Origin of the sequence: Haloquadratum walsbyi J07HQW2 (genome assembly GCF_000415985.1) — an archaeon.
Classification (GTDB): Archaea; Halobacteriota; Halobacteria; order Halobacteriales; family Haloferacaceae; genus Haloquadratum; species Haloquadratum walsbyi_B.
In genome coordinates, this window is sequence record NZ_KE356561.1 from 3,573,180 (window position 1) to 3,583,484 (window position 10,305).

Consider the following 10,305-nt stretch of genomic DNA (forward strand, 5'->3'; position numbering starts at 1 on the left):
ATGAACTCGAAGAGGTCGTCGGCGACGAGTTCGACCTGTGCGAGGAGCTCCTCCCACCAGGTCCGGAAGTTCCGCACGTCGCCGACATGTTTGATGACCTCCTTATCGGTGAGCGAGCGCATCGTGTTCGAGCAGTAGCCATCCTGAGCGAAACCCTCCACGTAGACGGCGTGCTCGCCGAAGAAGTCGTAGCCCGACGTCAGCTACCCATCGCTGAAGCGGTGGGCTTGTCGGTGGACTCCCGTTCTGCCGACACAGGCGTGTCGGACGCCACGTCAGTCGTGTTCACGGTCATAATCCCCGACTCGAGGGCGTACTGACAGAACGCCCCTCCAGCAGGGGACTTCTGCCCCCGCTGGAGTTTGAGTGCGAGTTTCCGAGCAACGTTCTTCGCTGCGTTGTAGTCGGCGTTAACCGAGTACGAACAGTCCAAGCAGGCGAAGCGTTGCCCCTCGCGGTTTTGTTTTAATGTACAGCCACACTTCGAGCATTGCTGGCTGGTGTAGGACGGTTCAACTGTCTCAACCACGATGCCGTGTTCTTCCGCTTTGTACGCCACCTGTTCTTGTAGTTCGCGGAACGCCCACTGCTGGAATTTCTTACCGTCGCTGATACGCCCTCGAATCTGTGTCAAGTCCTCGAAGGCGATGTGCGTACAGCCGTGGCGTACGCCTTCTTTGACAATTTGTTTGGAACATTGATGCAAGTAGTCACGGCTCCAGTGACCGAACCTGTCACCGATGCGTTGGTAAGTCAGGTGGGCGCTTCGCGTCCCGGTCTGTTGTAGACTGGCACGCCGCTTCTCGAACTCGCGGCGCTGGTGGTTGAGGTGGTCGGCGTTGCCGATGAACTTCCCCGTGCTAGTCACGGCGATGTGGTCGTCAACGTTGCAGTCCACGCCAAGGACTCTCGAATCCTCGGCTTTCTCAGGACTGCTCGCGTCTATTTCCCGTTCCATCGCGGCGTGGAGATAGAACTCGTCGGCGTCACTGTCGTAGTGGACAGTGCTGGTCGAAAACTCGTAGTTGTCGTTCAGCAGGTACTCGCCATGTGGTGTACCTTCCGGGTCGGCGGGCAGGTCGTACTCGCACTCGACCCGTCCGTTGACCGTGGCAAGGCTCACTTTGTCGCGGTGGTAGGTGGCGGCGCGCTTGTCGTAGACGATGCTGAATGTGTCGTACTCTGGCTTGCTGGTATCTTCGTCGTCAGCCAGTCTGTCTACACAGCTGTCGATGTCGTTAGTGGCGCGTTTGATGGCTTTCTGGACGAGATTCGCGTGCAGCCTGTCGGTTTCTTCGCGGAGGTCATCATAGATTGCGTTTTCAGCTTCGCTTTTGCTGGTCACGCAGTCCTCTTCAGGGTAGCGCCACGCCCAGTCTGCGGTGCGGTTAGCGCAGTACTGGAATCGATCGTTGGTGGCGTGGAGGTCACTCTTGCGGTCGTCGGGCACGTCAAGGCGGACATGGACCGTTCGAGTCACCTCCCACGCCATGTATTTCACGGTAATAGCTATACTTTATTAATTTTTATTATTGTATTGGGGGAGTCAGTCCTGCCGTAGTTAGTGGTTTGTCGATTGGAGCTTACGCACTCCCTCCCACGGCTAAATCCGTGGAGTTCCGCGCTGTTACCGCTGTGACGCCCATCGTGATCGGGTCCGACCGGCCGGGGAGACGCACCTCGAGGCCGTCGAACATAATGTCCATATGGACCTCGCCGCCGCCACGGTAGCGCCGGATTTCGCCGAACATCACCTCGCCCAGCGGCGTCCCGTCGATGGTTTCCTCGCGAAGGACCTCCTCCAGCGGGCCGTAGACGTCGACAGGGTTGATGATCGCGTACGAGTCAGTCGGGATGTGAAATAGCGACTCCGCGTCGGCGTCACCGTCTGCTTCTGCTTGTAACCGCGATGGCTCGACAATTGCGTTGAACCGCTCCGTTTCAATCCACTCATCGCTGTACGGATTGCGATATGCGACTGTTGTATCGACTGCCTGCGGGAGGTTTCGAACCGCCTCACTGAAGCTGATCGGCTCGGGACCGCCGTGTTGCTCGGCGTACCATTCGGGTAGTTCAGTCTCGGTTCGCCCATCGAGGCCTGCGAAGACCGTAGCTGTCTCTGGGTCTTTCATAGCATCCTCCGAAGGCGCGAAGCGTTCTGATCTGCGCCTCCACCCATCGAGGCGAAAAAAACGACGCTACGACTGTCGACACTCGTGAACTTGGATTCGCTCTGGAAGCCCGACTTTCCCACAGAGCGGACACTCAACGAGTGGTGTCGGCGGGAGATACTGACACGCAGCAAGGGCTCCTCGGAGATGGGCTTTCGTCTCTGGCGACTCGGCGCTTGCGAGGGCACTAGTGAGGTGCCACCGGAGCCGTTCTCTGTTCGTGAGACCGTCTGTATTCGGCGTCGGGATAGACTCGTCTGTCTCTCGCATTTGAAGCACGAGGGGTTACCCCTCATCCTTTCGTAGGGGGAGAGCACCACTCTCTGTCTCAACTTGCTCTGGTGGCTGTGTGGCGTCAACAATCGTATCCAACCGCTGCGGGGCGACGGCCTCCCAGATGAGATGATGTTTCGAACAGACCGTCACGAGATTCGAAACCTGGTTTGCCTCCTCGTGGTCAAACTGGCCGTCGGGCCCGACGAAGAACTTCCGCGGAACCAAATGGTGAACAGAGATATCTTTCCCAACCTCCTCTTGATGATCAGCTTGGGTCATCTCACACCATGGCGTTTGACACTCGGAACCGTCGCGTTCTAACGCTTGTAGTCGCTGTTCTGGCCAGTTGGGCCCGTACGGAATCGCCGAGCGCTCCTGATACGACTGCGGTTGTGAGAAGCCAGCTTCAGTGAGTGCCTCTTCCCACCCGCCAAACCGGTGGTCATACGTCCATCTGTGATGCTCTCCAATCCGGTCCATCTCCCCGCTCGATGGCGGGCGCCCGAGTTGCTCCGCAAGACGGTCAATCTCATCCAACAGATCCTGATCGGTGAGTCGGAATTTCCGATTTGGAGCGTAGCCAGCCTCACGAAGCGCCTCGTTCCAACTCCCGAATTTGTTCTGGCAGACGCGCTGGGAGTATTCCCCGTGCTCGCTCATCTCCTTTGCTGTCGGCGGTTTTCCCAATTTGTCTGCGACACGCTGAATATCGTCGAGAATCACATCCGCGTCCGTTACGATCTGGTCGCGACGATGGACCGCCGTTACGTGGCCACCCAGCTCGTTGGAGGTCGCAAACGACTCGCCACAGTAGTCACAGATATGGTCGGTCAAAGCTCCGTCACCTCCCTCCGCGGTTCCCCCGTAATTCGTTATAAATTCTCGACCCGGTGACAGCCTGCGGGAGATCTCGGATCGCCTCGGCGAAGGACACGGGATTCGCGCCCCCGTGACGCTGTCGGTACCACTCGGGCAGTTCGGTGTCGGTACGTCCATCGACGCCAGCGAAGATGGTTCTCGACTCTGGGTCTTTCATCTCGGTCACCTCGACGCAGGAACGCTCATCGACGGCCGCCTGCATCGTCTCGCGCCCTGCGCCCCTCTGCCGGGCGCAACAACAACACCACGTTAACCAACACTGACCTGGGAAGCGGCTGGATGTTGGTTAACCTCGGTTAAGAGACAGAGGTGGAACTCGAATCTCTCTGACGGCCACCTACTGAGGTCAGAGTGGCTCGTCTCTCGGTAGCTCTCAATCCGGTCAATTTGGTCCGACTATTCAAATACCATCACGCAGTTAGCTGTTCAGCGACTGTGACCGAGCACGATTGTCCGGACTGTGAGCGATCCTTTGATTCACAAATGGGGCTGTCTGTCCACTATACACAGGCCCACGAGGGGAGTCTTGCGGGGTTTGAGTGTACCATCGACGGCTGCCAGCGAGAATTCAAGCGGAGTACCGATCGCGACGACCACGTTGAACAGCACCACGGTCCAGATGGTAACGGTGCGACCTGTCCGACGTGTGATGATACTTACGCTACTCCCCGGGCGGTAGCGAGCCACCACGCTACGTCCCACGATGAGAGTATCGCCGGGTACGAGTGCCCGGTTCAATGGTGTGAACGCTCGTTTGAGGACAGGGATCAACTACAGCGTCATACTACGAATCATCCTGACCAGGAATCGATGACGAGGTGTCCAACCTGTGGAGACGTATTTGATAGCCGGCCCGGAATGCGACGTCACCATTACCACACTCACGGTGAGTCGTTGACCGATAACGCAGTTTACGACTGTCCGATGGCATGGTGTACCAACTCGTTCACCCGACGATCAGACCTTACTGCCCATCTTTCTGAGCATCCAACTGAAAGCGGAGCTGTGGACTATCCAACTTGCGAGCGAACTTTTGACGGCCACGCTGGTCTCGGTGTTCATTTCAGAGCAACCGACCACCGTCCCGATCTAGATCAACCGACAAAAGAGCGTGTGATTGGTCTGTTACTCGGGGACGGCTGTGTTGGTGCCCAACCAGACGGGAAGATGCATCAGTTCGTAATTTGTTTGCTGAATCAGGAGTTCTTGAAGTGGCTCGATGAACAGTTAGGTTGGTTTTCGACGGGAGTTTCTCAAAGCTTATCACCCGACGAGTCTGCGGCGACCAAGGGACTGGAGCAGGCTACTGACGACCCCGCCAACTACCAAACAGTCTATCGTCTCACCTCTCACACTCACCCGTTTTGCAACCAGCTCCGTCGTCGATTCTACCCGAATGGAGAGAAACGGTTGCCTTCCGACCTATCGCTCACACCGGAGTTGGCTCGTATGTGGTACGTTTCTGATGGAGGACTCGGTCATAATTATTTCACCAGCGGCAGCGCCACTGTACGACTTCACAGCGTGACCTACGATCTGGCGGCTATGGCCGAACTGTTCCGCGAACACGGATTCCGTCCCGTCGTTGGACAAAATCTTCTCCGGTTCAACGGATCGGATGCGGATGATTTGTTAGAGTGGATGGGCTCTGCCCCACCCGGATTCGAAGATAACTGGAAGCGTGCTTCCTCAACAGCAACGACGTACGGTGAACGGTAATCGCTCAAATACTATTGAATGCTCCAGATGTCCGCGGGACATCGTCCATATAGGAATGATGGGGCCTCGTAGATCGCGCCGGCGACGTGGCGCGGGATCGATTCGATATGGACGCGCTCTGCGAGCCACAAACCGAGCGGTGCCGTGACTGGCTGTCCTTCCTGATGAATGGGACACGAGCACCGCTCGGGACTGCGTGTGTACTGGAAGCCGGTATTCGAACGCTGGTTGAAAGAATGTGTCTGCGTCACGAATCTGCGCTGTCGGTGCGCTCTTGCCGGTCGTTGTACCGCTCCAGTTCGCGACCGATTTTCTCGAGCGCCTCGACCCCGCGTTCGATCAGCTGGTGAGTGGCTCGCGACAGCCGAAGCGTCTCCATCAGCACTCTCCCTCCGGTGGCTCGATGAGGCCGTTGCTCTCGTCGGCGAGGTCACGGATGGCCCGCTCGACATCGCCATCGTCCGATACTGTCCGGCTCGCTAAGGGCGCCGGATAGGCGCGATCGCCCTGGCTGCAGAGGACTGCCAGCCATCCGTCGGTTCCGTCTCCGAGTACGATGTAGTGGTCGCGATCAGCGCGCTGGAAGACTCGCCGGTCGGGGCGAGTAACCGTTCGCCAGTTCTCGGGGAGCGTCGGTGACGGTCCCCCACCGTCGGGGAGTGCGACGACATCGTCAGTGATCGTCGCCATCGCGGCGTCGATCTCCTCGCCGGTGAGGTACCAGCACGCTGCGGGGCCGTTGCATTCGAGCTGGCTGATCACGCGGCTGCGGAACGCAATATAGTGCTCTCGGGCGACCTGGGTGTCGTCGTAGTGGTCGAGGAGAAGCCCACAGGCGAGCTGTGCGGGCCCGCTGCCCCGATACCCGACTTCGAAGCCGCTCGGACTGTGATTGACGAGATCCAGACTGCGGTCGGGTGTGAGTTCCGTGTCTTCAGGGAGTCGCGTCACGACGAGGTCACCCTGGCGTCGCCAGCCGATGTACGCCTTGGTCATTTGAACCGTCCCCGTTCATCACGATCTCGACCTGATCTGTCCCACTCGTCATCCGATGGCCGAATTTCAGTACCGAAGTCGTGCCGGTCGGCGTGTTCGGCGCGACTGAGGAGTTCGAGGTTTTCCGGCCTGTTGTCCCATCTAACGCCGTTTTTGTGATGGACGTGCTTGTCCGTGACGGCGTCGAACCCGCGTTCTGCCACCATGACGAGTCGGTGAATTCCGACGGAATCCGTCGTCCCGCGATAGTTCGAGGCGCAGATGACGTAGCCACGGTCGGTGAACACGGCGGGATGTCGTCGTCGATTCGGAGCCGCCTCTCGCGGATCTCGACGTGGAATGTCGAGCCGCTGCATCCATTTTGAGACAGTCTGTTGCGTACAGCCCAGTTTGTTAGCGATCTCGGTTGTACTCAACTCTTGATCCCAGTAGAGGTCGCGAAGTAGCGATTCGTCTCGCCAGGGGTACTCTGAATCGATCATAGCTCGTTGACGGGGAGTGGAACCCCCGCACCCCTCTCGGGGGCAATAAACACTACCGACTGGAATCGTACTTGAATCTCAGACCGGGGTCGTCACCGACCGGAGCAGTTCAGTAGGTAGAATTGGCTACGGCGGGAGGTGGCGGTCGTAGATATTCCGGCGATGCCCGACCGCCTCGACGATAAGGATATCCTCGTCTCGGTCTCACGTGATGATTGCTCGGTAGTCGCCGGCGCGGAGCTTGTAGTACGGGTAGCCGGTGAGCTTTTCGAGGCGGTGGGAGGTCCAGTCTTTCGCCTCGTCGAGTTTCTTGACCAGTCGCTCTTGGGCTTCGGTGTCGAGTCCGTCCAGCAAATCGAGTGCTTTTGATGTCCACTCGACCTCAGTCATCGATGCCCAGGCGGTCCTTCACGTCGTCCTGCGACACCGTCTCGCCCTGTTCTCGCTGTTCGCGGCTCTCTGCCAGGTGCTTGAGCGCTTCCTCGGACAGCTGTGTTGGCGGGTTGACAGCATCCCGGAGGGCATCGCGGATGAATTCGGACTTGGTCGCGTAGCCGCGTTCCTCCCAGGCCTCGTCGACCTGTGTCAGCAGCGACTGCGGCACCCGGACGTTGATTTTCTCCATTTCGCCGTCGCCGCCGGCGTCACTGTCGGTGCTCATATGCTGTGATACGCTCGTATCACGTAAGTAGTTTCGGTTGAGTACTCTGGTGGGTGACCACATCGAGACTCCGATCGGGAGTGAGCCGCTGGTGTTCGGAGAGATTTAGAACGACCGCTTGGCCATCGACGCGAAAGCCGACGTATTCGACGGGGTCATCGTGACGGTTAGCAAGCGTTTCGGCCTGGACTGCGTTCGACGTGGGGCGTCGTGCGTTCCCGTTCATCGGTTCGTCGCGGGAGTGGTGACCCCCGCACCCCTCTCGGGGGTTCTACAAACAGCTCCGGGAACGCCGTCACCGCCCCTACTGGTTGGCTGCGGGGAACTCGAAGCCGCCGGTGTCCGTGGGTGATTCCTCCGAGTCGGTGGTCTCTGATCGAACTTCTTGGCGAGCGTCCTCCAGTGCCTCGCGGCGGTCGTCGACGCTCTGGTGGATATTGATGTCGTGCTTTTCGCAGAGCGCTCGCTCGACCGCGAAGGTCATCTCGTCGAAATCGACCGCCGTGATATCGACATCCTCCTGTGACGGCGTCTCATCAGCGACGTCGATGTCTTGCGACCAGGTATCGGCCGAACTGTCGCTGGACGGGAGTCGCCACTCGTCACCCTCGAGCTCTTCACGCAGGTATTCTGCGAACTCCTTGTAGTGGTCGAGCGCGATGTTCTTCGTCGACGAATCGGCCAGTAGTGCGATGGCGAGCTGATCGATACGGGCCTCGTCGGCCTCTGGACCCCAGTCGAATCCACCAGGAGCACGGCGCAGGATGTGGAGGTGCTTGTCTAGGAGGTCACCGTCGGGCGTGTACACCAACTGACCACCCATACAGCGCTCGCCGCGGTAGGCTCGGCCGCCGGTCATCGGAACTCACCCTGCCGGTGATCGAGGCCTCGTGGTCGGGTCGGTGGCTGCTGGGGTCGGGAATCCGACGGTCGACGGGCGGTGTCTGGACTGCGTCCGGTTCGCCGAGTGCTCGCACTCGCGGCCCCGGTTGCTCGGGGACCGACGTACATCGGCTTTCGCGCTTGACTTCGCTCAGTGACGACCTCCCGATGGAGCATCGTACAGAGTTCCATGATGCTCTGGGCGAGGTCGACCGCCGCCGCTCGCGACCGGAGGTCATGCTGGCTGAAGAGGATCGTCCCATCGGCCCGATCGACCCGGACCAGCCACTCCGAGGTCTGCTGGACGTGGCAGAGAACGGAGTTTGAGAACTCATAGGCGAACACGAAGTGTTCGTCGTCTGTTCGGCGATGCAACCACCAGTGGTCGGGGGCAATTTCGCTGTCGTTTGCAGAACTCATCGCTGACCCGGGACGGTATGACGTCCCGCACCCCTCGCGGGACGTGAAACAACAACTGCGGTCGCCGCACCCGCTTTCGTTGCCGAGGTCGGCAACGTATTTGGTTCTAGCAAGATACAGTCCAATTATATTCGGATGGCTGTACTGGACGACCTCTCGGGGTTCGAGTTCGAGGACCTGATGGAGGACGTGTTCCGGAACCTCGGCTACGAGAACGTCCGGCAGGCCGAGCGGACGGCTGACGAGGGCCGGGACGTCCTGATGGAGGAAGTCGTCGACGGAACACGGCGGGCGATCATCGTCGAGTGCAAGCACACGGGAACCGTCGGCCGGCCGGTTGTCCAGAAGCTCCATTCGGCGATCGCGACGTTCGACTTCGATGGTCCCAAGCGCGGGATAGTCGTCACGACCGGTCGATTCACGAATCCTGCCCAGGAGTATGCCCAGCGCCTTCAGCAGAACGACGATCCGCATCCAATCGAGTTGCTCGACGGCGAGGACCTCCGAGAGATCGCCGACGAGATCGGGCTTGACCTCTACAACGGCCGCATCGAAATCCTCTGCGACGAGACGCTCCGGCCGTACGACCCGGCGGTCGACGTCGACACACCCGTCAAAGAGGCGTTCCGCGACATCGAGAACATTGAGGCTGCGGACCTGCCAGTGCCGCACTCGCAGGTGACGTTCCGCCCGGTCGTCGCGATCACCGCTGACACCAACGCCGTCTTCGAAACGTCAGTCGGCGTCGTCCATCGGATCAACGACCGCACACAGTTCGTCGTCCACGCTGAGCGTGGGCATCCGACGGTGGCCGACGACGATATTGCGACACTGGTCACCGAGAACTTCCACGCGACAGTCAATCTTGATGCCGATCGGTTCGGGGAGGTCTTCGACGCCGTCGAGGAGCGCCGGTTCGGCCAGACCCAAACGGAGTACAAGGAGTGGGCAGTTGACCGTCTTCAGGACTTCCATACGACGACGGTGACCTACACCGGCGACAACAACGTTACCTACAACAAGACGTGTGAGCCGAATCTCTCGGACATCTCAGTACAATCGATCGAGCCGGTGTATCTCCCTGAGGTTCGGCAGACGACCGAGCTCCAGGAGTATTCGTATCCATACGAATACTATACTGCTGGCCCTTCACGGGTCACGCTGGAGGACGGGATTCATCGGTGTGTCCACTGCGAGACGAGCGGCGTCGACGCAACCTACACGTACTGTCCGAACTGCGGGGCGATCGCCTGCGACAGCCACATCAAGACCGAACGACTCGAAGGGGAACCGGTCTGTACGGGGTGTGCAGTGACCGAACGGTTCGCGCTGAAGACGAAGTACTTCTACGACGACCAGAACCTTGAGGCGTTCCGCGAGGAATACGGCGAGATGCCGATTCACGAGAAGGCGATGGAGAACAAGTGGCTAGCCGGGGGTAGCGCGATCACCACGCTGTTACTCCTCATCGGGCTTCTGATCATCGGCGGCATCATCAGCCCGCTCGGTGTTCAGGCTGGCTCAGCCACCAGCTCTTCGAGTGCGTGCTCCAGCGGGCCGTTGAACTGCCAGCTTGCCCGGTCGAAGGCCTCGTCGGTCGGGCCGTCCCAGCGCGGGAACGCGGAATGCCCGCTCACTTTGACTGTCCACTCTGCCGGCTCGTCGAACGGGCTCCGCGTCGGGAGTTCGACGACGTAGAGGTACTCCTCGTCACCGTGGATGCCGTCAGCTGGGTTCTCGACGCCGTGGCCCAGCAGGAACAGTGGCTGGTCCAGATGCTCCATGTTTGTCGGATCGAGGAGGTCAGAGGGGTGGTCGG

The 10,305-nt window shown here is 59.5% G+C and carries 11 protein-coding genes and 6 pseudogenes; 2 read left to right on the top strand and 15 right to left on the bottom strand.

Annotation, left to right across the window (positions count from 1 at the left end):
* From J07HQW2_RS20180 to J07HQW2_RS20185, 6 genes and pseudogenes are all read right to left on the bottom strand, one after another.
* Nucleotides 1-203, bottom strand: a pseudogene (locus J07HQW2_RS20180) (hypothetical protein); the annotation flags it as partial.
* Nucleotides 200-1,492, bottom strand: coding sequence for an RNA-guided endonuclease InsQ/TnpB family protein (locus J07HQW2_RS16575; RefSeq protein WP_048075368.1), 1,293 nt, complete (start codon nucleotides 1,490-1,492; stop codon nucleotides 200-202). The pseudogene J07HQW2_RS20180 and the gene J07HQW2_RS16575, both read right to left, overlap by 4 nt.
* A 139-nt stretch (nucleotides 1,493-1,631) precedes the next feature.
* A pseudogene (locus tag J07HQW2_RS16580) lies at nucleotides 1,632-2,132 on the bottom strand (hypothetical protein); the annotation flags it as partial.
* 66 nt (nucleotides 2,133-2,198) lie between these two features.
* A complete protein-coding gene (locus tag J07HQW2_RS16585) occupies nucleotides 2,199-2,441 on the bottom strand; it encodes a hypothetical protein (RefSeq protein ID WP_021056856.1) in 243 nt (80 codons plus the stop codon).
* 15 nt (nucleotides 2,442-2,456) lie between these two features.
* Complete coding sequence (locus J07HQW2_RS16590) at nucleotides 2,457-3,281, bottom strand: homing endonuclease associated repeat-containing protein (RefSeq protein ID WP_303704285.1); 825 nt, start codon at nucleotides 3,279-3,281, stop codon at nucleotides 2,457-2,459.
* 40 nt (nucleotides 3,282-3,321) lie between these two features.
* Nucleotides 3,322-3,528: pseudogene (locus J07HQW2_RS20185) on the bottom strand (hypothetical protein); the annotation flags it as partial.
* 233 nt (nucleotides 3,529-3,761) lie between these two features.
* Here J07HQW2_RS20185 and J07HQW2_RS19445 point away from each other — a divergent pair.
* Nucleotides 3,762-5,045 carry a C2H2-type zinc finger protein gene (locus J07HQW2_RS19445; protein WP_303704286.1) on the top strand — a complete coding sequence of 428 codons (1,284 nt, stop codon included), beginning with the start codon at nucleotides 3,762-3,764 and terminating at the stop codon, nucleotides 5,043-5,045.
* A gap of 247 nt (nucleotides 5,046-5,292) precedes the next feature.
* On the opposite strand, the gene J07HQW2_RS19450 is transcribed toward J07HQW2_RS19445, so the two are convergent.
* The 8 genes and pseudogenes from J07HQW2_RS19450 to J07HQW2_RS16630 all read right to left on the bottom strand — a co-directional run bounded on the left by J07HQW2_RS19450 (nucleotide 5,293) and on the right by J07HQW2_RS16630 (nucleotide 8,486).
* Nucleotides 5,293-5,424: a hypothetical protein gene (locus J07HQW2_RS19450; protein WP_268238779.1), complete on the bottom strand. Its 132-nt coding sequence runs from the start codon at nucleotides 5,422-5,424 to the stop codon at nucleotides 5,293-5,295.
* Nucleotides 5,424-6,041: a DUF6166 domain-containing protein gene (locus J07HQW2_RS16605; RefSeq protein WP_021056860.1), complete on the bottom strand. Its 618-nt coding sequence runs from the start codon at nucleotides 6,039-6,041 to the stop codon at nucleotides 5,424-5,426. The genes J07HQW2_RS19450 and J07HQW2_RS16605 overlap by 1 nt, the downstream gene beginning before the upstream one ends.
* Nucleotides 6,038-6,523: an HNH endonuclease signature motif containing protein gene (locus J07HQW2_RS16610; protein ID WP_021056861.1), complete on the bottom strand. Its 486-nt coding sequence runs from the start codon at nucleotides 6,521-6,523 to the stop codon at nucleotides 6,038-6,040. The genes J07HQW2_RS16605 and J07HQW2_RS16610 overlap by 4 nt, the downstream gene beginning before the upstream one ends.
* 126 nt (nucleotides 6,524-6,649) lie before the next feature.
* A pseudogene (locus tag J07HQW2_RS16615) lies at nucleotides 6,650-6,913 on the bottom strand (type II toxin-antitoxin system RelE/ParE family toxin).
* Nucleotides 6,906-7,184, bottom strand: coding sequence for a ribbon-helix-helix domain-containing protein (locus tag J07HQW2_RS16620; protein ID WP_021056863.1), 279 nt, complete (start codon nucleotides 7,182-7,184; stop codon nucleotides 6,906-6,908). The pseudogene J07HQW2_RS16615 and the gene J07HQW2_RS16620 overlap by 8 nt, the downstream one beginning before the upstream one ends.
* A gap of 19 nt (nucleotides 7,185-7,203) precedes the next feature.
* The gene (locus J07HQW2_RS19455; protein WP_021056864.1) at nucleotides 7,204-7,410 is read right to left on the bottom strand and encodes a hypothetical protein; all 207 of its coding nucleotides are present in this window, start codon (nucleotides 7,408-7,410) and stop codon (nucleotides 7,204-7,206) included.
* A 78-nt stretch (nucleotides 7,411-7,488) separates the two neighbouring features.
* A complete protein-coding gene (locus tag J07HQW2_RS16625) occupies nucleotides 7,489-8,043 on the bottom strand; it encodes a DUF6166 domain-containing protein (protein WP_021056865.1) in 555 nt (184 codons plus the stop codon).
* Entirely contained in the window at nucleotides 8,040-8,486 is a 447-nt protein-coding gene (locus tag J07HQW2_RS16630; protein WP_048075371.1) for a hypothetical protein, read from the bottom strand. Before J07HQW2_RS16630 ends, J07HQW2_RS16625 begins: the two co-directional genes overlap by 4 nt.
* Before the next feature lie 135 nt (nucleotides 8,487-8,621).
* Here J07HQW2_RS16630 and J07HQW2_RS16635 point away from each other — a divergent pair.
* Nucleotides 8,622-9,983 (top strand): annotated as a pseudogene (locus tag J07HQW2_RS16635) (restriction endonuclease); the annotation flags it as partial.
* Nucleotides 9,984-9,997: 14 nt separating this feature from the next.
* Here J07HQW2_RS16635 and J07HQW2_RS19460 read toward each other — a convergent pair.
* Nucleotides 9,998-10,305: pseudogene (locus tag J07HQW2_RS19460) on the bottom strand (hypothetical protein); the annotation flags it as partial.

Coding starts and splice junctions, on each gene's coding strand:
- J07HQW2_RS16575 (WP_048075368.1), bottom strand. CDS start 1,492: ATGGCGTGGGAGGTGACTCGAACGGTCCATGTCCGCCTTGACGTGCCC.
- J07HQW2_RS16585 (WP_021056856.1), bottom strand. CDS start 2,441: ATGCGAGAGACAGACGAGTCTATCCCGACGCCGAATACAGACGGTCTC.
- J07HQW2_RS19450 (WP_268238779.1), bottom strand. CDS start 5,424: ATGGAGACGCTTCGGCTGTCGCGAGCCACTCACCAGCTGATCGAACGC.
- J07HQW2_RS16605 (WP_021056860.1), bottom strand. CDS start 6,041: ATGACCAAGGCGTACATCGGCTGGCGACGCCAGGGTGACCTCGTCGTG.
- J07HQW2_RS16610 (WP_021056861.1), bottom strand. CDS start 6,523: ATGATCGATTCAGAGTACCCCTGGCGAGACGAATCGCTACTTCGCGAC.
- J07HQW2_RS16620 (WP_021056863.1), bottom strand. CDS start 7,184: ATGAGCACCGACAGTGACGCCGGCGGCGACGGCGAAATGGAGAAAATC.
- J07HQW2_RS19455 (WP_021056864.1), bottom strand. CDS start 7,410: ATGAACGGGAACGCACGACGCCCCACGTCGAACGCAGTCCAGGCCGAA.
- J07HQW2_RS16625 (WP_021056865.1), bottom strand. CDS start 8,043: ATGACCGGCGGCCGAGCCTACCGCGGCGAGCGCTGTATGGGTGGTCAG.
- J07HQW2_RS16630 (WP_048075371.1), bottom strand. CDS start 8,486: ATGAGTTCTGCAAACGACAGCGAAATTGCCCCCGACCACTGGTGGTTG.